This is a genomic window from Streptacidiphilus pinicola, from assembly GCF_003258295.1.
GTDB classification, from domain to species: Bacteria; Actinomycetota; Actinomycetes; order Streptomycetales; family Streptomycetaceae; genus Streptacidiphilus; species Streptacidiphilus pinicola.
Genome location: NZ_QKYN01000003.1, coordinates 44,206 through 67,711 on the forward strand (window position 1 = coordinate 44,206; position 23,506 = coordinate 67,711).

Below are 23,506 nucleotides of genomic sequence, written 5' to 3' on the forward strand. Positions count from 1 at the left end.
GGCTGCGCAAGGAGAACGGTCGCCTCACGGAGGCCGCACGCGAACCGATCGCGGTCGTCGGCATGGGCTGTCGCTACCCGGGCGGCGCCGACACGCCGGAGCGGTTCTGGGACCTGTTCCTGAACGAGGTCGACGCGATCTCGGAGTTCCCGGCCGACCGCGGCTGGGACCTCGACGCGATCTACGACCCCGACCCGGCGCGCCCCGGAACCTCGTACACCCGGCACGGCGGGTTCCTCACCGACCCGCTGGGGTTCGACGCCGAGTTCTTCGGCATCTCGCCCCGCGAGGCGCTGGCCATGGACCCGCAGCAGCGGCTGCTCCTGGAGACCTCGTGGGAGGCGGTCGAGCGGGCCGGGATCGACCCCACCACGCTGCGCGGCAGCCGCACCGGCGTGTTCGCCGGCGTCATGTACTACGACTACGCGACCCGGCTGCCCACCGCTCCCGCGGAGTTGGAGGGTTACCTGGGGACCGGCAGCTACGGCAGCGTCGCCTCAGGCCGGCTGTCCTACGTGCTCGGACTGGAGGGCCCCGCCGTCTCGGTGGACACCGCCTGCTCCTCGTCGCTGGTCGCGCTGCACCTGGCCATGCAGGCGCTGCGGCAGGGCGAGTGCGAGCTGGCGCTGGCGGGTGGCGCGACCGTGCTGTCGACCCCGTTCCCTTTCGTGGAGTTCAGCCGTCAGCGGGCGCTGGCCGTCGACGGCCGCTGCAAGTCCTTCGCCGCCGCCGCGGACGGCACGTGCTGGGGTGAGGGCGCAGGGATGTTGGTGCTGGAGCGGCTGTCCGCCGCCCGCCGCAACGGCCATCCCGTGCTGGCCGTGCTGCGCGGCAGCGCGGTCAACCAGGACGGTGCCAGCAACGGTCTCACCGCGCCGAACGGTCCGTCGCAGCAGCGCGTCATCCATGCCGCGCTGGACGCCGCCGGGCTGCGTCCTGCCGACGTGGACGTCGTGGAGGCGCACGGCACGGGCACACCGCTGGGCGATCCCATCGAGGCGCAGGCGGTCCTCGCCACCTACGGCCGACAGCGTGGTGACGCGGCTCCGGTGCTGCTCGGATCGGCGAAGTCGAACATCGGACACACCCAGGCCGCGTCCGGCGTGGGCGCCGTGATCAAGATGGTGCTGGCCATGAGGGCCGGTACGGTGCCGCGCACGCTGCACGTGGACCAGCCCTCGCCGCACGTGGACTGGACGGTCGGTGCGGTGGAGCTGGTGACGGAGGCGACGCCCTGGCCGGAGTCGTCCCGGCCACGCCGGGCGGCCGTCTCCTCGTTCGGCATCGGCGGCACCAACGCGCACCTCATCGTGGAGGAGGCGCCCGCCGAGACCGACGACGGCGCGGTGCGCACGGTCCCGCCGGTGGTGCCGGTCGCGGTGTCCGGCCGCAACGAAGCGGTCCTCGCGGCGAACGCGAGGCTGCTGACCGGACTGTCGTCCGCCGAGCCCGCCGACGTCGGGCTGTCCACGTTCACCACACGCGCCGCGGCCGACCTGCGCGCCGTCGTGCTCGCCGCCGACCGCGCGGAGCTGACGGAGGGTCTGACCGCACTCGCCGAGGGCCGGGCAACCTCCTCCGTCGTCACGGGGCAGGTGACCGACGGTGGCCTCGCGTTCCTGTTCACCGGTCAGGGCAGCCAGCGTCTGGGCATGGGCCGGGAGCTGAGTGCCCGGGAACCGGTGTTCGCCGCCGCGATGGACGAGGTCTGCGCCGAACTCGACCGGCACCTGGATCCGCCGCTGCGCACGGTGCTGTTCGCCGAGCCGGACAGTCCGGACGCCGCGCTGCTGGACCGCACGGACTACGCGCAGGCCGGGTTGTTCGCCGTCGAGGTCAGTCTGTACCGGCTCGTGACCTCGCTCGGGCTGCGGCCCGACCACCTGGCCGGCCACTCGGTCGGCGAGATCGCCGCCGCTCAGGTCGCCGGGGTGCTCTCGCTTCGGGACGCGGCCGAACTCGTGACCACCCGGGGCCGGTTGATGGCGGCGCTGCCCGAGGGCGGGGCCATGGTCGCGGTGCGGATGGGCGAGGAGGAGGCCGCCGGGCTGCTGGCCGGGCGCTCCGGCATCGCCGTCGCCGCCGTGAACGGGCCCGGCCAGGTGGTGCTGTCCGGAGCCGAGCACGAGGTGCTCGCGGTGACCCGGCAGTGCGCGGACGCCGGCCGCAGGACCCGGCCGCTGAGAGTCAGTCACGCCTTCCACTCCCCGCTGATGGAGCCGATGCTGGCCGAGTTCCGCAGCGTCGCCGCGCGCCTGGACTACCACCCGCCGGTCGTACCGATCGTCTCCACCGTGACCGGTGGTCCGGTGAGCCGCGCCGAGCTGTGCACCCCGGACTACTGGGTGGATCAGGTGCGGGCCGCCGTCCGGTTCGGCGACGCGGTGCGCTGCCTGGTCGACGCGGGCGTGCGCACGTTCGTCGAACTGGGGCCGGACGGCGTGCTCAGCGCGCTCGGGCGGGAATCGACGGAGGACGCCGGGATCGGCGTCGACGTCGACTTCGTGCCCCTGGTCCGTCGCGACCGTGCCGAACCGCTGGGACTGGCGCACGCGTTGGCCCGGCTCTGGGTCCGCGGCGCGGCGGTCCGGATGGCCGCCTTGTTCGAGGGGACCGGGGCCCGCCCGGTCGACCTGCCCACCTCCGCGTTCCAGCGCACCCGTTACTGGCTGGACGCGGTCCGGCCGGCGGCCGATCCGCGGGGGCACGGGCAGGGAGGGACCGGGCATCCACTGCTGACCAGCGTGATCGCGCGAGCCGACGCCGACGAGTTCGTGCTGACCGGGCGGGTCGGTCTGGACACCCATCCCTGGCTCGCCGACCACGCGGTGTTCGGGACCGCGGTGGTGCCGGGCGCGGCCCTGGTCGATCTCGCCGTCCGGGCCGGCGACCACTGCGGTCACCCGGTGCTGGACGAGCTGGCCATCGAGGCGCCCGTGCCGCTCACCGCCGCGAGGCAGGTACAGCTGATCGTCGGGTCAGCGGACGAGGCGGGGCGGCGCCCGCTGTCGATCCACTCGCGACCGGAAGGCGACGAGGCCGAGCCGTGGACCCGCCACGCCACCGGCGCGCTCAGCCGCTGGAGCGACGACGAGCCCACGGCGGACCCGACGCGTTGGCCGGAGGCCGACGCGGAGGGCGTCGACGTGGCCGGCTGGTACGACGCGTTGGCCGACCGCGGGCTCGGTTACGGTCCGGCCTTCCGTGGGCTGCGCACCGCCTGGCGCCGAGGCGGCGCGGTCTACGCGTCGGTCCGGCCCGAGGGGCTGGACCCGGCCGGTTACGGACTCCATCCCGTGGTGTTGGACAGCGTGCTGCACGCGCTCGGCCTCGCGGCCCCGGCCGACACCGCGGTGAAGCTCCCCTTCGCGTTCCGTGACGTGCGGCTCCACCGGACCGGTGCCGTGGCGGCGCGCGCACGGATCGAGCCGGTCGGCACGGACTCGGTCGCGGTGGAGCTCGTGGACGACGAGGACCGCCCGGTCCTGTCGATCGGCGCGCTGGCCGTGCGCGGTGTGACGGAGCAGCAGTTCGCCTCCCTCGACGGCCGTGGCTCCGCGGCCGACGCCTTGTTCGCCGTCGACTGGGTGCCGCTGCCCGCCGGTCCGGCGTCGGCCGTCCCGTCCGTCCGGCAGGTGGACACGCTCGCCGACCTCGCCGAACCGGTCGGCCCCGGCGACGTCGTGGTGCTGCGCGTCCCGAGCACGGACGGCCCGACTCCTGAGCGGGTCCGGGCCGTGACGGCGGCCGCGCTCGAGGCGGTGGCCGGCTGGTCGGGCGACGAGCGGTTCGCGGACGCGCATCTGGTGCTGGTCACGACGGGGGCGGTCGCCGTCGGCGACGATCCGCTGAGCACGGACCTGGCGCACGCCGCGGTGTGGGGACTGGTGCGGTCGGCGCAGGCCGAGCAGCCGGGCCGGATCACTCTGGTCGACGTCGACGAGACCGTCGCGCTGCCCGACGAGGTGTTCCACACCGAGGAGCCCCAACTGGCCGTGCGTGCGGGGCACGTGTTGGTACCCCGGCTCGCCGCCGTCGGTGGCGCGTCGACGGCGGTGCGGCTCGACCCGCAGGGTACGGTGCTGATCACCGGCGCGACCGGTGCGCTGGGCGCGCTGCTGGCCCGTCACCTCGTCAACCGGCACGGCATCCGGTCCCTGCTGCTCGCCGGACGGCGGGGCACCGCTGCGCCGGGCATCGCCGAACTGACCGAGGAGCTCCGGGCCGCCGGGGCCACAGTGCGCGTGGTGGCCTGCGACATGGCCGACGCCGTGCAGGTGCGGGCCCTGGTCGCCGCGACCCCGTCCGAGCATCCGCTCACCGCGGTGGTGCACGCCGCGGGCGTGCTCGACGACGCGGTCGTGAGCGGGCTCACCGCGGCGCGGCTCGATGCCGTGCTGCGACCCAAGGTGGACGGCGCCTGGCATCTGCACGAGGCCACGGAGGGCCTGGCTCTCGACGCCTTCGTGCTGTTCTCCTCGATCGCCGGCACGCTCGGCACCGCCGGCCAGGCGGCCTACGCGGCCGGAAACGCGTTCCTGGACGCGCTGGCCCGGCGGCGGAGCGCCGAGGGCCGCGCGGCGCTCTCGCTGGCCTGGGGGCCGTGGGAGGACGGCATGGCCGACTCGCTGGGCACGGCTGATCGCGCCCGGCTGGCCCGCTCCGGCATGGTCCCGCTCACCCCGGAGCTGGGCCTCGCCCTCTTCGACGCGGCCCTGGGGCACCCGCGGACGGAGCTGGTGCCGGTGCGCCTCGACCGCCGCGCACTGCGCTCCGCCGTGAACCTCCCGGCCATCCTCGGCGGTCTCGCCCCTGCCTCCCGCCCCGTCGCCCGCCCGTCGGACGCGGGCCTGGCACGGCGCCTGGCCCTGGCCGGCGAGGCACAGCGGCTGCCGCTCCTGGTCGAGCTGATCTGCACCGAGGCGGCCGCCACCCTGGGCCTGGCGGACGCCCGCGCCGTCACGGGGCGGCGCAGCTTCAGCGACATCGGCTTCGACTCGCTCACCGCGTTGGAGCTGCGGAGCCGGTTGAACGCCGCGACCGGCCTGCGGCTGCCGGCCACCCTGCTCTTCGACCATCCGAGTCCGGACGACCTGGCCGCCTGGCTGCTGTCCGAACTTCAGCCCGCCGGTGGTACGGCACCGCTCGCCGCGCCCGCCACCGATGGCCCGGCCGAGGACGACCCGGTGGTGATCGTCGGCATGGCCGGGCGCTATCCCGGCGGGGTGCGCTCGGCGGCGGACCTGTGGCGGCTGGCGCAGGACGGGGTGGACGCGATCTCCCCGTTCCCCACCGACCGCGGCTGGGACCTGGTGACGCTGTCCGATCCGGACAAGGGCCGGCCGGGCACCTCGGCGACCGGTTCCGGCGGCTTCCTGCACGAGGCGGCCGACTTCGACGCCGAGTTCTTCGGCGTCTCGCCGAGGGAGGCCGTGGCGATGGACCCGCAGCAGCGGCTGCTGCTGGAGGTCTCCTGGGAGGCGTTGGAGCACGCCGGGATCGACCCCGACGAGCTGAGGGGCGCGCGGGCCGGCGTCTTCACCGGCCTGATGTACCACGACTACGGGAGCCGGCTGCCGTCGGTGCCGGCCGAGGTCGAGGGCTACCTCGGTACCGGGACGACCGGCAGCGTCGCCTCCGGCCGCGTCGCGTACACGCTGGGGCTGGAGGGCCCGGCGATCACCGTCGACACCGCGTGCTCCTCGTCGTTGGTGGCCCTGCACCTGGCCGTGCGCTCGGTGCGCAGCGGGGAGTGCGAGGTCGCCCTCGCCGGCGGCGTCACCGTGATGTCCTCGCCTTTCACCTTCGTGGAGTTCAGCCGCCAGGGCGGTCTGTCGGCCGACGGTCGCTGCCGGGCGTACGGGGCAGGTGCGGACGGCACGGGGTGGGCCGAGGGCGTCGGTGTGCTGGTGGTGGAGCGTCTCTCCACGGCGCGTCTGCGGGGTCACCGGGTGCTGGCGGTGGTGCGCGGGACCGCGGTGAACCAGGACGGCGCCAGCAACGGTCTGACCGCGCCGAACGGTCCGTCACAGCAGCGGGTGATCCGGGCCGCTCTCGCCGACGCTGGCCTGTCCACCGCGGATGTCGACGTGGTGGAGGGGCACGGTACCGGAACGGCGTTGGGCGACCCGATCGAGGTCCAGGCGCTGCTGGAGACGTACGGCCGGGACCGGACCGGCGGTCCGCTGCTGCTGGGCTCGGTGAAGTCGAACATCGGTCACACCCAGGCGGCGGCCGGTGCGGCCGGCGTGATGAAGATGGTGTCCGCGCTGAGCGCCGGGGTGGTGCCGGGGACCTTGCACGCCGAGCAGTGGTCCGCGCACGTGGACTGGTCCTCCGGCGGGGTGGAGGTGGTGTCGTCCGGATCCGTGGCGTGGCCCGAGAGCGGTCGCCCGCGGCGGGCCGGAGTGTCGTCCTTCGGCATCAGCGGGACGAACGCGCACGTGATCCTCGAACAGTCCCCGGAGGTGACCGCCCGTCAGCCCGTGCCTGACGCACGGGTGGTTCCGGTTCCGTTGTCGGCGGCGACCGCGACGGCGTTGCGCGGGCGAGCCGCGGACCTGGCGTCCGTGACGGCGACCGTGGCCGACATCGGGTTCACCTCGGGTGCGGCCCGCGCGGCGCTCGCCGAGCGGGCCGTCGCCGTCGTCGCCGACCGGGCCGAACTGCACGCCGCCCTCGACGCGATCGCCGCGGGCCGGCCCGCTCCCGGCGTCTCGCGAGGGCGGGGCCGGGACCCGCGGATCGCCGTCCTGTTCACCGGCCAGGGCAGCCAGCGACTCGGCATGGGCCGACAACTTGCCGCCCGTTTCCCGGTGTTCGCCGAGGCGTTCGACGCCGCGGTCGACCTGCTGGACAGCCACCTCGAACGGCCGCTGCGGACCGTCCTGTCCGGCACCGACGCGGACGCACTCGAGCAGACCGGCTGTGCCCAGGCGGCGCTGTTCGCGTTCGAGGTGGCGGCGTACCGGCTGGTCGAGTCCTGGGGCGTCCGGCCGGACTTCGTCGCCGGCCACTCCGTCGGCGAACTCGCCGCGGCCCACGTCGCGGGCGTCCTGGACCTCCCGTCCGCGGCGGCCCTGGTCGCCGCGCGCGGCCGGCTGATGCAGGCGCTGCCCGCAGGCGGCGCGATGGTGTCCGTGGCCGCGGACGAGGCGACGGTCCGTCAGGTGCTGGCGACTGTCGGCGGGACCGTCGCGGTCGCCGCGGTGAACGGCCCTCGTTCCGTCGTGGTGTCCGGGGCGAGTGACGACGTGGGACGGGTCGCCGAGGCACTGGCCGCGGCCGGACACAGGACCCGGCGGCTGCGGGTGAGTCACGCGTTCCACTCGCCGTTGATGGACCCGATGCTCGACGAATTCCGGTTGGTCGCCGCTCGGACGACGTTCCGTCCGCCGGTCCTGCCCGTCGTGTCGACGGTGACCGGCCGCCTCGCGTCCGCGGACGAACTGTGCGACCCCGGCTACTGGGCGCGGCAGGTGCGTGAGGCCGTGCGCTTCCACGAGGGCGTGTCCGCGCTGCGCGCGGCCGGGGCCGGCGCCTTCCTGGAAGTCGGCCCGGACGCGGTACTCACCGCGCTGGTGCGGGAGACGCTGGCGGACGAGGCCGCCGCCGAGGTGCCGGTGGTGCCGTTCCAGCGGCGGGACAAGGACGAGATCCGCACCGGCCTCACCGCGCTCGGCGCCCTGTGGACCGCGGGTGCGCCCGTCACGTGGGACAGGGTGTTCGACGGCACCGGCGCCTCCCGGACCGACCTGCCCCGCTACCCGTTCGAGCACCGGCGGTACTGGCTCGACGCGCCGGTGAAGGACCCCGTCGGCACCACCGGGACCGAGGCGCTGGTTCCGAGTGGCGACGACGAGCACGTCGAGCACGACGAGCACCAGGCGGACGCGTGGGTGGATCGGCTGGCCGGGCTCGGCGCGGCAGACCGGGCGCGGATGCTGCTCGATCTGGTGCGCGGCGAGGTCGCGCTGGTCCTCGGGCATGCGGGGCCGGACGCGGTGGCACCGGACGCCACGCTGCGGGACCTCGGGCTGGACTCGCTCGCCGCCGTCACCCTGCGCAACGCGCTGGCGTCCGCGACCGGTCTGTCCGTGCCCGCGACCCTCGCCTTCGAGCATCCGAACCCCTCGGCCATCGCCGAGTTCCTCGCGGACCAACTCGCGGCGCCCTCAGCGCCCTCGGTCGACCTGGACGTCGACATCGACTCCGACCTCGGTCGGATCCGGGCGGCCGCGCTCACGGTCGACGAGGACGAACGCGCGCGGATCGCGGACCTGCTGCGGCAGCTCACCGCCGAACTGTCCGGTCGGTCCTCGGTGGCGGCCGAACTGGCGGACGCGGACGACGAGGACGTCTTCGCCTTCATAGACAACGAACTGGGCATCGGCAACGAGGATCACTATGTCTGACGAACAGAAATTGCGGGACTACCTGAAGCGGGTGGCCGCCGAACTGCACGAGACCCGCTCCCGGCTGGAGGAGTTGCGCGAGCGGAGCACCGAGCCGATCGCGATCGTCGGCATGGCCTGCCGCTTTCCGGGCGGCGTGCGTTCGCCGGAGGAGCTCTGGCGGCTCGTCTCGTCCGGGACGGACGCGGTCGCTGAGTTTCCGGCGGACCGCGGCTGGGACGTGGAGGGCCTCTACGACGCCGAACCGGACCAGCCGGGGCGCAGCTACACCCGCTCGGGCGGCTTCCTGGACGGCGCGCTCGACTTCGACGCGGACTTCTTCGGCATCTCTCCGCGTGAGGCCCTTGCCATGGATCCGCAGCAGCGGGTGTTCCTGGAGACGACCTGGGAGCTCTTCGAACGGGCCGGCATCGACCCGGCCACGCTGCGCGGCAGCCGCACCGGGGTGTACGCCGGCTGCGTGACCAGCGACTACCAGGTGCTGCTCGCCGAGGCCCCGGGAGAGATCGAGGCGTACCGGCTGACCGGCTCGGCCACCAGCGTGGTGTCGGGCCGGGTGGCTTACACCTTCGGCCTGGAGGGCCCGGCCATCACGGTGGACTCGGCGTGCTCGTCCTCGCTCGTCGCACTCGACCTGGCCGTGTCGGCGCTGCGTGGCGGCACCTGCTCCCTCGCGGTCGCCGGCGGCGTCACCGTGCTGTCCACCCCGACCGGCTTCGTGGACTTCAGCCAGGTGCGCGCCTGCGCGCCGGACGGACGGTGCAAGTCCTTCGCCGCGGCGGCGGACGGAACCGGCTTCGCCGAGGGCGTCGGGCTGGTGCTCCTGGAGCGGTTGTCCGACGCCCGGGCCAACGGCCACCAGGTGCTCGCCCTGGTCCGCAGCACCGCGGTGAACCAGGACGGTGGCAGCAACGGCCTCACCGCGCCCAGCGGTGAGTCCCAGCAGCGGGTGGTCCTCGACGCCCTGCGCACCGCCGGTCTGTCGCCCAAGGACGTCGACGTGGTCGAGGCCCACGGCACCGGGACCCGTCTCGGCGACCCGGTCGAGGCGCGCGCGTTGCTGGCCACCTACGGCCGGGACCGGGCAGAGCCGCTGCTGCTCGGCTCGATCAAGTCGAACATCGGTCACACGCTGGCGGCGGCGGGGATGGCGGGGGTCATCAAGATGGTCCTCGCCATGCGGGCCGGGACCGTGCCCCGGACCCTGCACGTGGACCAGCCGACACCGATCGTGGACTGGTCCTCGGGCGCCGTCCGTCTGGTCACGGAGGAGACGTCCTGGCCGGACACCGGACGTCCGCGCCGCGCCGGGGTGTCGGCGTTCGGGATGAGCGGCACCAACGCGCATGCGATCCTCGAGCAGGCCCCGCCGGTGGCGAGCGACGCCGTGGTCACCGGTGACGCGCACCCGGCCCCGGTCCCGCTGATCGTCTCCGCGCGCGGTGACGCGGCGCTCGCCGCCCAGGCCGGACGGCTCGCCTCCCTCCTGGAGGAGCGGCCGGAGCTGTCGCTCGGCGCGGTGGGCGCGGCCCTGGCCGCCCGCCCCGCGCTGCCCAGCCGCGCGGTGATCCTCGGCGACGATCCGGCGGCCGTGCTGGCCGACCTGGCCGCGCTGGCCGAGGGCGGGCCGGCGGCCGGGCTGGTGCGGGGAACGGCCAAGGACCGCGGGGCACCGGTGTTCGTGTTCGCCGGGCACGGCGCCCAGTGGCCCGGCATCGCGTCCGAACTGCTCACCCGCGCACCGGTGTTCGCCGAATCGATGCGGGCGTGCGCAGCGGCGCTCGCCCCGTACCTGGACTGGCCCGTCGAGACCGAGCTGGCGACGGCGCTCTGCGACGAGCAGGCGATGGAGCGGCTCGAGGTGCTCCAGCCCGTGCTGTGGGCGGTCATGGTGTCGCTCGCCCGGATGTGGCGCTCCTACGGGGTCGTCCCCGCGGCGGTGATCGGCCACTCCCAGGGCGAGGTGGCCGCGGCCTGTGTGGCGGGGGCCCTGTCGCTCTCCGAGGGCGCGCGCGTGGTCGCGGTGCGCAGCAAGGCCCTGGCCGGACTCCCGGCCACCGGCGCGATGCTCGCCGTGGCCCTGCCGGTGGACCGGGTCGAGGCGGATCTGGCGGAATTCGGCGGCCGGCTGTCCATCGCCGCGGTGAACGGACCGGAGGCCGTGGTTGTTTCCGGTGCCACCGACGCCTGCCAGGAACTGCTGGCCCGGTACAAGGCCGACGGTGCCCGCGTCCGCCTCCTGAACGCGCCCGGCGCCGGTCACTCGGCGCAGGTCGAACCGGTGCGCGACGCCGTTCTCGCGGGTCTGGCCGGGCTGTCACCCAAGGCGCCGACGGTGCCGTTCTACTCCACCGTGACCGGCGGCCGGCTCGACACCGACCTGGACGCCGCCTACTGGTACCGGAACCTGCGGGAGCCGGTGCGGTTCGACCGTGCCGTCCGCGCCGCGCTGGAGGGCGGGCACCGGGCCTTCGTGGAGGTGAGCGGGCAGCCGGTGCTGGCCGTCGGTATCGAGGACCTGGCCCACGACGCCGAGAAGGACGCCGTGGTCGTCGCCACGCTGAGGCGTGGCGAGGGCGGACCGGAGCGGATGGCGACGGCCGCTGCCGAGGCCTACGTGCAGGGCATCGGCGTGGACTGGTCCTCGTCACTGCCGGACCGGTCCGAGCCGGTCGACCTGCCGACCTACGCGTTCCAGTCCCGCCGGTTCTGGGTCGAGAACACCAGCTCCGGCCAGGTCCGCGAAGACCGGCCGACGGCCTGGTCGTCGGCGCTCACGGAGCGGACCGGTGTGGGGCTCCTCGCCGACCTCGCGCCGGCCGATCAGCACCGTCAACTGCTGGACCTGGTGCGGGCGGAGATCGCCGCGTTGCTCGGGCACGAGAGCGCGGACGCGGTCGACCCGGACCGCGCGTTCCTGGAACTGGGCATGGACTCCGTGGTCCTGGTGGCGCTGCGCAATCGACTGGACTCGGCCACCGGCCGGCGGCTGGCCGTGCGTCAGCTCTTCGAACTGCGCACCCCCGACGGACTCGCCCGACACCTGCGGGGCGAACTGTTCGCCACCGACCGCGCCGACGACCGGCCCGACGGCGCAGGCGAACTGCGCCGTGCGGCCGCGGCCGCGGCCGACGATCCGCGCCAGGCGGCCCGGTTCGGCGCGCAGGTGGAGGCGGCCGCCGCGCGACTGCCGCGCTTCGACGCGGCCGAGGCACGGGACCTGCCGGTGCCGTACGAGCTCGCCGCCGGCCCGGCCGAGCCGATGCTCATGTGCTTCCCCACCGTGCTGGCGACCTCGGGCGCCCATCAGTTCGTACGGCTGGCCACGGAGATGACCGGCCGCCGGGAGGTGTGCGCCTTCGAACTGCCGGGCTTCACCGACGCCGGGCGGTTGCCCGCCTCGTGGGCGTCGCTGGTCGACGCCGCGGCCACGGCGGTGGCGGCGAGGGCGGACGGGCGAGCGGTCGCACTGGCCGGCTACTCCTCCGGCGGCCTGCTCGCGCACGCGGTGGCGGTCCAACTGGCCGCGCTCGGCACCCCGGTCGAGGCGCTCGCGCTGCTGGACACCTACCCGCCGGGCCCGCTCACCCTGGACGGCCTGCCGCCGGCGCTGCTGTCGGGTGTGGCGCGGGGACTGGAACTGCTGGAAGCCGACGACCGCCGGGTGGCCGCGATGGGCGGCTACCTTCCGCTCATCGGCCAGTGGCGGCCCGGCAACCCGGGCGCGCCGACGCTGCTGGTGCGGGCCGCCACCGGGCTGCCGGGGAACACGCCGTGGCGGGTGCCGCAATGGCATGTGCCCTGGCCCGGCGGGCGCGCGGTCAGGGAGGTGCCCGGCGACCACTTCACCCTGATGGAGGAGCACGCCGGAGCCACCGCGGCCGTGCTGTCCGACTGGCTGGACGACCTGGCCGGAGCGCGCGAGTTGGGGCGGTCCGCATGACCGCCCGGACGGCTGTGCTCGTGGTCGGCGCCGGACCGGTCGGGCTCGCGGCGGCGGCCGAACTCCGCCGGTTCGGCGTCTCCGTGCGGGTGGTGGACGCCGCCACCGCTCCGGCGACCGGGCCCCGGGCCATGCAGCTGTGGCCGAGCGGGCTCGCCGTGCTGGGCGACCTGGACGTGCTGCGCGAGGCCGGCCGGCTCGGCCAGCCGATCCGCGCCATGCGGTTCCGTCTGGCTGGCCGCCGTCGGTTCGACCTCACCCTCGGCGCCGCCGACCAGCCCCTGCTGCTGCCGCAGCACCAGACGGAGGAACTGCTGGACCGCGCGCTGCGCGGGCTGGGCGGCAGGGTCGAACGCGGCGTCAGGGTGACCTGGGTGGAGCAGGACGCGACCTGCGTGCGAGCTCGCACCGAGGGGCCGGACGGCCCGGATGTGATCGAGGCGGACTGGCTGATCGCCGCCGACGGCGTGCGCAGCACCGTGCGCGCCGCGCTGGACGTCGAGTTCCTCGGCGAGCAGGTGCCGATGGCGCTGCTGTTGGCCGAGGGCACGTTGACGGAGGACATCGAGCACGGCGCCGTGCACTACTCCATGTCCGCGAAGGGGTCTCTGGTGTACGCGCCCCTGCGGGACGGGAAGGTGCGGATCTACACGGTCATCCCGCCGGGCACGCCGCTGACCGAGGAGACGGTCCAGCGACTTCTGGACGAGCGCGGGCCGAGCGGGATGCGCCTGGCGAGCCTGGACGTGGCGCGTGAGTTCACCAGCGCCGAGCGGATCGCGTCGCGGCTGCGGGTGGGCCGGTGCTTCCTGGCCGGGGACGCCGCCCACACCCACGCCCCGCTCGGTGGCCAGGGCCTGAATCTGGGACTGCAGGACGTGCGCAACCTGGCCTGGAAGCTGGCGGGCGTGGTGAACGGCGCGCTCCATCCCGACGTGCTGGACAGCTACGAGCAGGAACGCCGTCAGGCGGCCGAGCAGACGGTCCGGGCCACCCACACCATGCTGCGGGTCTTCACGCTTCCCCCGTTGGCTGCGAAGGTGCGTGACGTGGTCTGGCAGGGGCTGGAGAAGGCCGGGGTGCTGCGGCGGTGGTTCGTGCCGTTGCTCGCCGGCCGGCGGGTGCGGTACGCGCTGCCCGGACCCGGTCGGCGGGCAGGCGCCCGAGCCCCGCAGTGGGCCATGGAGCACGCGGTCGACGGCCGGCTGGTGCTGGTCACCGGTGGCGCGGCTGCGGACTGGGCGCAATCCCTGGCCGCGCGGTGGCCGCGGCTGGTGGCCCACCACCGGGTGGCCGGTCGCGGCCGCCTCCGGCGCGGGTTCCTGCTGGTCCGACCGGACGGCCACGTCAGCGCCGACGGAGCCCGCTCGGCCGACCGGCAGGCCGTGGAGCGACTGCTCGCCGCGTGGCAGGCGTCGGGGACTCCGGAGAAGAGCCGGGTTAGGCTTCCGGGGCCCCGTGGCGGGGAATGACTTGTCTGAAACTGACCCCTTCCTGTGCTAGCGGAATCGCGCTAGCTTCGAGGTATGAGTAAAAAACAGCTGAATGTCCGGGTTGACGCCACAACGGCGGAGATCGCGCGTACCAGGGCGGAACAGGAGGGGATCAGCATGAACCAGTACATCGAGAAGCTGGTCCAGCAGGACATGGGCGAGACAGGACGCGCCTTCGTGGAGGCCGCGGCGCAGTTCATGAAGGAGTACGAGGCCGTCTTCCTGGCCGAGTTCGGCGGAGACCGAGAGGCCACGGGGCAGCGCCGTTGAATGTCAACGTCGAGATCGACCTGTCCTGGCTGCTCATGGTCGCCGAGCAGTACACACCGGGTGACCCCCGGGTCACCGACTACGGCTCTCTTGTCGCCGCGGTGACCCGGCATCAGGCGGAGATCTTCGACGTCCTCGTGTACCCCGAACCCGAGGACCGTGCGGGGGCGCTGATGCACCAACTGATCCGGGTGCCGGCGCTCGAGCGCAACAACGAACTCTTCGCGACGGCCGTGGCCTTCGCCTACCTGGTCGCCGGCGGCGCCACGGTGGCCACCACGACCCGCGAGATGCGGGCCCTCGCCCGGGCCGTCCGGGAAGGGCGTCTCGGCGTGTCCGGCACAGCCGAGCGGCTGGCCGGCTGGATCGTCGACCAGGCCCCCGAGGGCGCGGTCGAACGCGCCGACGACTCCGAGGACCCGGACGCCGACCCGGACGACGAAGGCCCCGACGAGGACTGAACCGAGGAACCTGAACCACCCATGCTCCATGACATCGTCCCCTGGCTCCGCTGCCCCGTCTGCGGCGCCGAGTTGGCGCTCGACGGGAACTCACTGCGCTGCCCCGCCCGCCACTCCTTCGACGTGGCCAAGCAGGGCTACGCCAACCTCCTTCCCGGCGGCGCCCACACCGGTACCGCGGACTCGGCCGCGATGGTCGCGGCCCGGGTCGACTTCCTCGGCGCCGGCCACTACGCCCCGATCGCCGACGCGCTGGCGGCGGCCACCCCCGCCGGCACCGAGCGGATCGTGGACCTCGGCGCGGGCACCGGCTCCTATCTCGCACGCGTGCTCGACGCCGTTCCGGCGGCGCACGGACTCGCCCTCGACATCTCCAAGTTCGCGCTGCGCCGGGCCGCGCGGGCGCACCCGCGCGCGGGCGCGGTCGTCTGCGACGCCTGGCAGCCGCTGCCGCTGCGGGACGGCGTGGCGGACGTCGTGCTGAACGTCTTCGCGCCGCGCCGCGGCGAGGAGATCCGCCGGGTCCTGCGACCGGGCGGCGAACTGCTGGTGATCACCCCGAACTCACGTCACCTCGGCGAACTCGTCCGGGAGCTGGGCCTGCTGGGCGTGGACGACCGCAAGGACGAGCGGCTGGCGAAGGCCCTGGAGCCGCACCTCGCCCCCCAGGGCGCGGACGAGGTGACCTTCACGATGAAGCTCTCGCACGCCGAGGTCGCCACGGTCGTCGGCATGGGTCCGAGCGCGTGGCACACGGACACGGACGCCCTGGCGGAGGGCACCGCCGCGCTGCGGGAGCCGGTGGAGGTGACCGCCTCGGTCCTGCTGAGCCGCTTCGTCGCGGGCGGGTAGGGCGAGAAGGGCGCTCAGGGCGCGGTCGGGGGCGACGCGTGCCGCAGGTGTGACGTGGTGTCCCCCGGGGGAGTGGATCATCGCCGCCGAGACGTTTCCGCAGTTCACCCGGGCCGTACCGTCGATGCCGTGCCCCTTCGTCCCGAGCTCGCCGAGCTCCGGCTGACCGCCTTCAAGTCCTACCGCGACGCCGTCCTCCCGCTGGGCCCGGTGACGCTGCTGCACGGCGCTCCCGGCGCGGGCAAGTCCAACGCGCTGGAGGCGCTGGTCGTCCTCGCCGCGCTGGCCGAGGGCGAGGAGGCCGGCGCGGCCCTGGCCGGCGTGCGCGGCGGGGCCGCGGGGTGCGCGCCGTTCGGGGAGGAGCTGATCCGGCTCGGCTGCTCGGTGGACGGACCGCAGGGCGTCGTCCGCCTCGACGTGACGGTCTGCGCGACGGGCGCGGAGGTGGTCGTGGCCGCGGAGCGCCTCGCCGTCGACGGGCGGCTGCTGGTCACCACCGGCGCCGTCGACCCGATCGCGGGGCGGATCGACGTGGCCTGGCACAGCGACGGCCGCCAGGGCGACATCCGCGCGCCACTCTCCGCGGCCGGGCTGGTCACCGCCCAACTGCCGCTGCGCGTCGCGGGGGCGACGGCGGGGGAGCGGCTGGTGCTCGGCGCGGCCGAGCAGGTCCTGACCGCGCTGCGCGAGACCTTCGGGCTGGACCCCGCGCCCGCGCGGATGCGCGACTGGGTCCGCGCCGCCGACGACGCCCGGCTGCGCGGCACGGCGGAGAACCTCTCCGCCGTGATCGCCCGGATCGAGGGCGAGTGCCGCATCCGCTTCGGCAGACTCGTACAGGCGGCCTGCGGGATGGGCGCTGTCCCCGTCACGGGCCTCGGCGCGCTGCGCCGCAGCGCACCCGACGGCGCGGTCCACGTCTGTGCCGCCCTGGACGAGCCGGGTGGCCGCCGCGTCGCCGCGGAGACGCTGCCCTCCGGCGTGCTGCGTCAACTCGCCTTCGCCACCGCGCTGCTGACCGGCCCCGGGGTGCTGCAGATGAGCCCGGCCGCCGAGATCCCGGACGCCGAGCGCCTGCTCCAGATCCTCGCGGACGGCCTCGACCTCGGCCTGCCGCCGGACCGCACCGCCGCGCTGCTCCAGCTGGCGACGGAGGTCGCGGCCCGTGGCCACGTCCGCCTGCTCGCGACGGCGGGCGCCGTCGTCGACGTCCCGGGAGTGCGCACGGTGCTGTGCTGCCGTGACGCGAGGGGGCACAGCGCCCTTCTGCCAGGATGAGGTGCCGGGGAGAATGATCCGCATGGACGACACATCCGCCCCGCTGACCGTCGAGGTGCTCACGGACCGGCTGCGCGCCTTCGCCGCGGCGCGCAAGTGGCAGCCGTACCACACGCCCAAGAACCTGGCCGCGGCGCTGAGCGTGGAGGCGGCCGAACTGCTGGAGATCTTCCAGTGGTTGACGCCGGAGCAGGCGGCCGAGGTGATGAGCCACCCGAAGCGCGCGCACCGGGTGGAGGACGAGGTCGCGGACGTCCTCGCCTACCTGCTGCAGTTCTGCGCCGTGCTCGGCGTCGACCCGCTGGCCGCGCTGGCCGCGAAGATCGAGCGCAACGAGCTGCGCTTCCCGGCGGCGGAGCCCCAGCCGCTGGACTGAGTTTTCCACAGCCCCCTGGTTGTCCACAGATCGCGGGCGGTCCGGGACGGACGTCCGCGATCGGGCGGAGTGTGGGCGCAGACGGAGATCCCGTCGGCCCGGCTCCCGAGGGTGGGTGGCGTCATGGACGCACTGCGACTGATCAAGACGACCCGGCACGCGCTGGTCGAGGCGCGCTCGGCGACGGACGTGACGGTGGAGGCGTGGCAGGCCTGCCGCGTCACCGAGGCCGTCGCGCAGACGGCGGCGCTGGCCCTGACCCACCGCGCCCTGGAGGGCGGCTCGGGGTGCGGGCCGGTGGAGATCGCCCGGGCCCTGGCCGAGGCGGGCGCGCACGCGGCCGAGTGCATCGGCCGGCCCCCGGACGAGCCGCTGACGGGGGACCGGGCCGCCAGGCTCAGCGAGCTGGCGCATCCGGTGGCGACGGTGCGGGAGTTGCGGGTGCTGCTGCGGGAGGTCTGCCAGTCGCTGCTGGTGGTCGCCCTCGGGGCGGACGAGCAGAGCCTGTACTGGTCCTGCGTCGACGGGGTCGACGCCGCGTTCGAGGCCCGCGAGCTGGCCACCGAGCTGTTGCGTGCGCTCGGGGAGGAACCGCCCGGGCCGCCGGAGGCGGCCGAGACGGAGGAGGGGGAGGAGCTGACCCGCGTCGGGGTCAGACTCGATCCGCCCCCGGGGTGAAGGACTCGTCCCCCTGCGTTTCCTCGCCGTGGGCCGCGGACGGCTGCAGGTCGGCGTCGAGCTGGACCAGGTCGGCGTTGAGCGCGGCCAGCATCTGCTCCATCTGCGCCAGCAGGTTCTGTGGGCTCGGGGGTTCGTCGGACATGGTGGGGTGACCCTCCTCGGAGCGGGGACGGGACCCGGCGGACAGTGCCGGTCCCGTGCGGCCAACGATCCGGCTCACCGCCCGGTCACTCCCCGTCACACCCACGAGGGACGTCGCACATGGTCAGGGGCGCGGGGCTCCGCTGTCGCAGAGCTCCTCGCGCCCCTGCCGTGAGGCTTCGCCTCAGTTGTGCGCGTGCAGGTCGGCGTTGAGGCCGCCCCAGCTTCCGCTGCGGGCGATGACCTCGACCGCGCCCGACTGCGAGTTCCGGCGGAACAGCAGGTTCGACTGGCCGGAGAGCTCGACGGCCTTGGCGACCGTGCCGTCGGGGGTGGTGACCCGGGTGCCCGCGGTCACGTAGAGGCCGGCCTCGACGACGCAGTCGTCGCCGAGCGAGATGCCGATGCCGGCGTTCGCGCCGAGCAGGCAGCGCTGGCCGACGGAGACGACCTGCTTGCCGCCGCCCGAGAGGGTGCCCATGATCGACGCACCGCCGCCGATGTCGCTGTGGTCGCCCACCACGACGCCCGCGGAGATGCGGCCCTCGACCATCGAGGTGCCGAGCGTGCCGGCGTTGAAGTTGACGAAGCCCTCGTGCATCACGGTGGTGCCCTCGGCCAGGTGCGCGCCCAGGCGGACCCGGTCGGCGTGGGCGATGCGGACGCCGCTCGGGGCGACGTAGTCGGTCATGCGCGGGAACTTGTCGATCCCGTACACGGCGAGCTGACCGCCCTCGATGCGCACGGCGAGGCGCGCGGCCTCGACCTGGGCGACGGGCGTGGGGCCGATGCTGGTCCAGGCGACGTTGGCCAGCAGGCCGAAGATCCCGTCCAGGCTCTGGCCGTGCGGCTGGACCAGGCGGTGGCTCAGCAGGTGCAGGCGCAGGTACACGTCGTGGGTGTCCAGCGGCTTGTCGTCGAGGGAGCCGATCACCGTGCGGACCGCGATCACCTCGACGCCGCGGCGGGCGTCCGTGCGGAGCGCGGCGGCGGCGCCGGCGCCCAGCTCGGCCTCGGCCTGCTCGGCGGTCAGCCGGACGGTCCCGGCCGGGCCGGACTCCTCCGACCCCGCCGCGACCAGCTTCGGCGCGGGGAACCAGGTGTCGAGGACGGTGCCGTCGGCGGCGACGGTGGCCAGGCCGACGCCGGCGGCGCCGCCCTTGGGAGCGGTGGAGGTGGAGGTCTCAGTAGTCACGCCTGAACGCTAACCAATCGGCCGGGCGGATGCCGAACCCGTCCCGCAGGACGGACCGCGTGTCCAGCTTGCGGCACTCCGACCACCCGGTGACCGGATCGTTCCGGGCATCGACCCGATGAGGCCTTATCCGAGAGGATCTTGCCAGGCCAGACTGGGTCCCATGAGTCGCGCACTGATCGTCATCGATGTCCAGGAGTCCTTCCGCGTCCGGGCCGAGGGGCCCGAGGGGTGGGAGCGCATCGGCAACCCCAAGATCGCCGAGCCGGTCAACCGCCTGGTCCGGTTCGCCCGCGAGCAGGGCGACACCGTGGTCTGGGTCCTGCACTCCGAGCCCGGCACCGGCACCGAGTTCGACCCCGCCCTCGGGCACGTCCGCCTGCTGGAGGAGCTGGAGCAGCCGCTGCCCGGCGAGGTCATCGTCCACAAGACCAGCCACAACGCGTTCACCACCACCAGCCTGCAGCAGCAGCTGACCGAGCGGGGGGTGACCGAGCTGGTCCTCTGCGGCATCCGCACCGAGCAGTGCGTGGAGACCACCACCCGGGTGGGCAGCGACTTCGGTTACCGCTGCACCTTCGTCACGGACGCGACCACCACCAACCCGATCGGCTCGCTGAGCGTCGCCGCGATCGTCGAGCGGACCGAGGCGGTGCTGCGCGACCGCTTCGCCGACATCGCCACCGTCGACGAAGTGGTGGCCGGCGCCGCGCGATGATGTGCCGGTGACATGCCGCATCGTGTTCCTGCTCGTGCCCGGAGTGCATCTGCTGGACCTCGCCGGTCCCGCCCAGGTCTTCGGGACGGCGGCGGACTTCGGGCACCCGTACGAACTGCACTACGTGGCGGAGCGGGAGCTGGTGCCGAGCGCGCAGGGCCTCCCGCTCCAGGCCGGCACGGACTGGCCGGAGCTCGGGGTGGACGATCTGCTGATCGTGCCGGGCTGGCGGGTGCCGGACCCGCCGGCCACCGTCCCGCTGCCGCTCCACGACCCCGCCTCGCTGGACGCCCTGCGGGCGCACCACGCGGCGGGCGGCACCGTCGCCAGCGTCTGCGCGGGGGCGGAGGCGCTCGGCGCCGCCGGGCTGCTGGACGGGCGGCGCTGCACGACCCACCACGATCTGCAGGACGACCTGGCCCGGCGTCACCCGCGGGCCCATGTGGTGCGGGACGTGCTGTACACCACCGACGACCGGGTGGTGACCTCGGCGGGGATCGCGTCGGGGATCGACCTGGCGCTGCATCTGGTCGCCGGCCGGCACGGGCCGGCGGCCGCCGCGCAGGTGGCGCGCGACATGGTGGTCTACGCCCGGCGCAACGGCCACGAGCCGCAGGCGAGCGCGATGCTGCGGCACCGCTCGCATCTGGACGACACGATCCACCGGGTGCAGGACCTGATCGACGTCCGGTTCGCCGAACCGCTGCCGCTCGCCACGCTGGCCGGGGCGGGCGGGGTCAGCGAGCGGACCCTGACCCGTGCCTTCTCCCGCGCGACCGGCGGGCTGACACCGCTGCGCTACCAGCAGACGCTGCGGCTGGAGCGGGCGGAGCACCTGATCAGCCACGGTGCCACTGTCGAGTCGGCGGCCCGCGAGGTCGGCTTCGACGACGCCCGGATGCTCAGGCGGCTGCGCTCGCGGAGCTGATGGTCGGTCAACTCACTTCTGATCAAGAAAACATGAGTGACTGTCAGAGTGTTCACAGGGAATTCACGGCTCTCGCTCAGTCCTTACCTCCGGCCTCTTGTTGTCACCCCGAATAGGGGTGTGTGATGTGGACTCGTCAGAACAGAACTCCCTTCCCCAACAGGAGGCATGAGGATGTTCCGGATACGACGCGGCGCCACCGCGTCCATCGCCGCCGCGTGCGGCATCGCCCTGGCGGCTCTCTTCGCCGGCGCCCCCTCCGGTGTCGCGGCCGCACAGCCCTCCGCGCCGCAGGCCAAGGCTCCGGCGCAGGCACAGGCTCAGGCGGGCACCGTCAAGTACGTGCGCTCCCACGGCCACGTCTACCGGGTCGAGGTCCACGGCCGGCACGGTGTGATCCCGATGCGCGGCGCGCACAGCGGCGCCGTCCGCCCCGACGCCGCGGCCGCCGCCGGCAACCTGATCTACAACGGCGGTCCCGTGCAGCACCAGGTCAGCGTCTACCTGGTCTTCTGGGGCAACCAGTGGGACAGCGACAGCAACGGTGTGCAGCAGTACCAGACCAACCTCTTCAACGGTCTCGGCACCTCGTCGGACAGCTGGTCCACCGTCACCTCCCAGTACACCGACAACAGCGGCTCTGGCCCTAGCTTCGGCGGCTCGGTCCTCGGCGGCACCTGGGTCGACGACTCGTCGTCGGCTCCCGCCAACGCCCAGCAGGCGGACATCGCGGCCGAGGCCGACGCCGCCGCCTCGCACTTCGGCGTCTCCGGCCCGGACGTCCAGATCGTCGTGATGAGCCCGAGCGGCACCTCCCCCGACGGCTTCCCGAACAGCGGCTTCTGTGCCTGGCACGACTACGACGGCACCGTCTCCTACACCAACATGCCGTACGTCCTCGACGCCGGTTCGAGCTGCGGCGCCAACTCGGTGGCGAACCAGCTGGACGGCTTCAGCATCGTCGGCGGCCACGAGTACGCCGAGTCGCTGACCGACCCGCAGCCCTCCAGCGGCTGGGTCGCCTCCGACGGCGAGGAGAACGGCGACCTCTGCGCCTGGCAGAACCTGGGCACGATCAACCTGCCCAGCGGCACCTTCGCCATGCAGCCGACCTGGAGCAACGCGGCCGGCGGCTGCGCGATGTCCGGCTGACGCACCCGCACCGAAGGAACCACCCGGTGGCGGGCCGCACGAGGTCGAAAGTCCGTGGGCGAAAGTCGAACACTTGGTCATACTCGACCTGTGTTCCTGACGATCAGCACCATCGGCACCGACCAGCGGCCCGCCACCGACCTGGGCTTCCTGCTGCACAAGCACCCGGAGAAGGCCCAGTCGTTCAGCACGGCCCACGGTCTCGCGCACGTCTTCTACCCGGAGGCCGGCGCCGAGCGCTGCACGGCCGCGCTGCTCCTGGAGGTCGACCCGATCGCCCTGGTCCGCCGGGGCCGCGGAACGAAGGGGCGCGGCTCCGGCTCTCCAGACTTCGCTCTGTCCCAGTACGTGAACGACCGCCCCTACGCGGCCTCGTCGCTGCTCGCGGTCGCCCTGAGCGCCGTCTTCAAGAGCGCCATGAAGGGCGACTGCAAGGCCCGCCCCGAGCTGGCCGCCGAGCCGCAGCCGCTGACGATCGAACTGCCCGCCGTTCCGGCCAAGGGCGGCGCGGACCTGGTCCGCCGCCTCTTCGAGCCGCTGGGCTGGCAGGTCGACGCCGAGCCGCTCCCGCTGGACCCGACCTTCCCCGAGTGGGGCGACTCCCGCTACGTCGGGCTCCGCCTCACCGGCACGCTGCGGCTGGCGGACGCACTCAGCCAGCTGTACGTGCTGCTGCCGGTGCTGGACGACGCCAAGCACTACTGGGTCGCCCCGGACGAGGTCGACAAGCTGCTCACCCGCGGCGGCGGCTGGCTGGCCGCCCACCCCGAGCGGCAGCTGATCATCCGCCGGTACTTCTCCCGCCGCTGGTCGCTGGCCCGCGCCGCCAACGAGCGGCTGGAGCTGGCGCGCCTGGCCGAGGCGGACGACCGCGAGCCGGAGGAGCTCGACAACGCCGTCCCGGAGGAGACCGCCTCCCCCGAAGGGGAGTCGGCCGACCCGGCCGCGGCCGAACCCGTCGAGCCCAAGCCGACGCCGCTCGCCGTCCACCGTCGCGCCGCCATCATCGAGCGGCTGCGCGCGGCCGGTGCCACGCGCGTGCTCGACCTGGGCTGCGGGGAGGCGGCCCTCGTCGCCGAGCTGCTGAAGGACCGCGCCTTCACCGAGATCGTCGGCGTCGAGGTCTCCGCCCGTGCGCTCGCGATCGCCGCGCGACGGCTGCGGCTGGACCGGATGAACGAGCGGCAGGCCGCCCGGGTCAAGCTGCTCCAGGGCGCGCTCACCTACACCGACGCACGCCTGACCGGCTACGACGCCGCGGTCCTGTCCGAGGTGATCGAGCACGTCGACGAGGAGCGCCTGCCCGCACTGGAGTACGCGGTCTTCGGCGCCGCCCGCCCCGGCACGGTCGTGGTGACCACGCCCAATGTCGAGTACAACGTGCGCTGGGAGTCGCTGCCCGCCGGCCACGTCCGGCACGGCGACCACCGCTTCGAGTGGGACCGGGCGCAGTTCCGGGCCTGGGCGGAGCAGACCGCCGAGACGTACGGCTACGCCGTGGAGTTCGGTCCCGTCGGCGAGGAGGACCCGGAGGTCGGCCCGCCCACCCAGCTCGCCGCCTTCACCCGCACCGACACGACGACCACCCCGAAGGGAGCGTGACC

At 74.2% G+C, this 23,506-nt stretch carries 14 protein-coding genes and 1 pseudogene; 13 read left to right on the forward strand and 2 right to left on the reverse strand.

The genetic code is table 11. From position 1 onward, the window contains the following. Positions 1 to 41 precede the first annotated feature (41 nt). The 9 genes and pseudogenes from DN069_RS40805 to DN069_RS00495 form a co-directional block, all read left to right on the forward strand. A pseudogene (locus DN069_RS40805) lies at positions 42 to 8,144 on the forward strand (SDR family NAD(P)-dependent oxidoreductase); the annotation flags it as partial. A gap of 301 nt (positions 8,145 to 8,445) precedes the next feature. Next, the gene (locus DN069_RS00460) at positions 8,446 to 12,357 is read left to right on the forward strand and encodes a type I polyketide synthase (RefSeq protein WP_424556231.1); all 3,912 of its coding nucleotides are present in this window, start codon (positions 8,446 to 8,448) and stop codon (positions 12,355 to 12,357) included. Continuing rightward, complete coding sequence (locus DN069_RS00465) at positions 12,354 to 13,829, forward strand: FAD-dependent monooxygenase (RefSeq protein WP_111498652.1); 1,476 nt, start codon at positions 12,354 to 12,356, stop codon at positions 13,827 to 13,829. Before DN069_RS00460 ends, DN069_RS00465 begins: the two co-directional genes overlap by 4 nt. Positions 13,830 to 13,883: 54 nt before the next feature. Beyond that, entirely contained in the window at positions 13,884 to 14,120 is a 237-nt protein-coding gene (locus tag DN069_RS00470) for a toxin-antitoxin system HicB family antitoxin (RefSeq protein ID WP_111498653.1), read from the forward strand. Between the two features lie 35 nt (positions 14,121 to 14,155). Continuing rightward, positions 14,156 to 14,581 (forward strand): fic family toxin-antitoxin system, toxin component, encoded by a 426-nt coding sequence (locus tag DN069_RS00475; protein WP_243638808.1) that lies wholly within the window; start codon positions 14,156 to 14,158, stop codon positions 14,579 to 14,581. Between the two features lie 21 nt (positions 14,582 to 14,602). Next, on the forward strand, positions 14,603 to 15,433 hold the full coding sequence (locus DN069_RS00480; protein WP_111498654.1) for a putative RNA methyltransferase: 831 nt from the start codon (positions 14,603 to 14,605) through the stop codon (positions 15,431 to 15,433). A 129-nt stretch (positions 15,434 to 15,562) separates the two neighbouring features. Next, positions 15,563 to 16,711 carry an AAA family ATPase gene (locus DN069_RS00485; protein WP_111498655.1) on the forward strand — a complete coding sequence of 383 codons (1,149 nt, stop codon included), beginning with the start codon at positions 15,563 to 15,565 and terminating at the stop codon, positions 16,709 to 16,711. 22 nt (positions 16,712 to 16,733) lie between these two features. Continuing rightward, a complete protein-coding gene (locus tag DN069_RS00490; RefSeq protein ID WP_111498676.1) occupies positions 16,734 to 17,087 on the forward strand; it encodes a nucleotide pyrophosphohydrolase in 354 nt (117 codons plus the stop codon). 123 nt (positions 17,088 to 17,210) lie between these two features. Next, positions 17,211 to 17,765 (forward strand): DUF6099 family protein, encoded by a 555-nt coding sequence (locus DN069_RS00495; RefSeq protein ID WP_133259796.1) that lies wholly within the window; start codon positions 17,211 to 17,213, stop codon positions 17,763 to 17,765. Here DN069_RS00495 and DN069_RS39745 read toward each other — a convergent pair. Continuing rightward, entirely contained in the window at positions 17,740 to 17,910 is a 171-nt protein-coding gene (locus tag DN069_RS39745) for a hypothetical protein (RefSeq protein ID WP_165845322.1), read from the reverse strand. The genes DN069_RS00495 and DN069_RS39745 overlap by 26 nt on opposite strands. A 183-nt stretch (positions 17,911 to 18,093) precedes the next feature. Further along, the gene (dapD, locus tag DN069_RS00500; protein WP_111498657.1) at positions 18,094 to 19,104 is read right to left on the reverse strand and encodes a 2,3,4,5-tetrahydropyridine-2,6-dicarboxylate N-succinyltransferase; all 1,011 of its coding nucleotides are present in this window, start codon (positions 19,102 to 19,104) and stop codon (positions 18,094 to 18,096) included. A gap of 163 nt (positions 19,105 to 19,267) precedes the next feature. Here dapD and DN069_RS00505 point away from each other — a divergent pair, with 163 nt between their 5' ends. From DN069_RS00505 to DN069_RS00520, 4 genes are all read left to right on the forward strand, one after another. Next, complete coding sequence (locus DN069_RS00505; protein ID WP_111498658.1) at positions 19,268 to 19,822, forward strand: cysteine hydrolase family protein; 555 nt, start codon at positions 19,268 to 19,270, stop codon at positions 19,820 to 19,822. 7 nt (positions 19,823 to 19,829) lie between these two features. Then, a complete protein-coding gene (locus DN069_RS00510) occupies positions 19,830 to 20,750 on the forward strand; it encodes a GlxA family transcriptional regulator (RefSeq protein ID WP_111498677.1) in 921 nt (306 codons plus the stop codon). A gap of 174 nt (positions 20,751 to 20,924) precedes the next feature. Beyond that, complete coding sequence (locus DN069_RS00515; RefSeq protein ID WP_111498659.1) at positions 20,925 to 21,902, forward strand: hypothetical protein; 978 nt, start codon at positions 20,925 to 20,927, stop codon at positions 21,900 to 21,902. Between the two features lie 90 nt (positions 21,903 to 21,992). Then, a complete protein-coding gene (locus DN069_RS00520; protein ID WP_111498660.1) occupies positions 21,993 to 23,504 on the forward strand; it encodes a 3' terminal RNA ribose 2'-O-methyltransferase Hen1 in 1,512 nt (503 codons plus the stop codon). Positions 23,505 to 23,506 lie beyond the last annotated feature (2 nt).

Excerpts from the sequence above, each read along its gene's own strand:
- DN069_RS00465 (WP_111498652.1), top strand. The coding sequence starts at position 12,354 with ATGACCGCCCGGACGGCTGTGCTCGTGGTCGGCGCCGGACCGGTCGGG.
- DN069_RS00470 (WP_111498653.1), top strand. The coding sequence starts at position 13,884 with ATGAGTAAAAAACAGCTGAATGTCCGGGTTGACGCCACAACGGCGGAG.
- DN069_RS00475 (WP_243638808.1), top strand. The coding sequence starts at position 14,156 with ATGGTCGCCGAGCAGTACACACCGGGTGACCCCCGGGTCACCGACTAC.
- DN069_RS00480 (WP_111498654.1), top strand. The coding sequence starts at position 14,603 with ATGCTCCATGACATCGTCCCCTGGCTCCGCTGCCCCGTCTGCGGCGCC.
- DN069_RS00490 (WP_111498676.1), top strand. The coding sequence starts at position 16,734 with ATGGACGACACATCCGCCCCGCTGACCGTCGAGGTGCTCACGGACCGG.
- DN069_RS00495 (WP_133259796.1), top strand. The coding sequence starts at position 17,211 with ATGGACGCACTGCGACTGATCAAGACGACCCGGCACGCGCTGGTCGAG.
- DN069_RS39745 (WP_165845322.1), bottom strand. The coding sequence starts at position 17,910 with ATGTCCGACGAACCCCCGAGCCCACAGAACCTGCTGGCGCAGATGGAG.
- DN069_RS00505 (WP_111498658.1), top strand. The coding sequence starts at position 19,268 with ATGAGTCGCGCACTGATCGTCATCGATGTCCAGGAGTCCTTCCGCGTC.
- DN069_RS00515 (WP_111498659.1), top strand. The coding sequence starts at position 20,925 with ATGTTCCGGATACGACGCGGCGCCACCGCGTCCATCGCCGCCGCGTGC.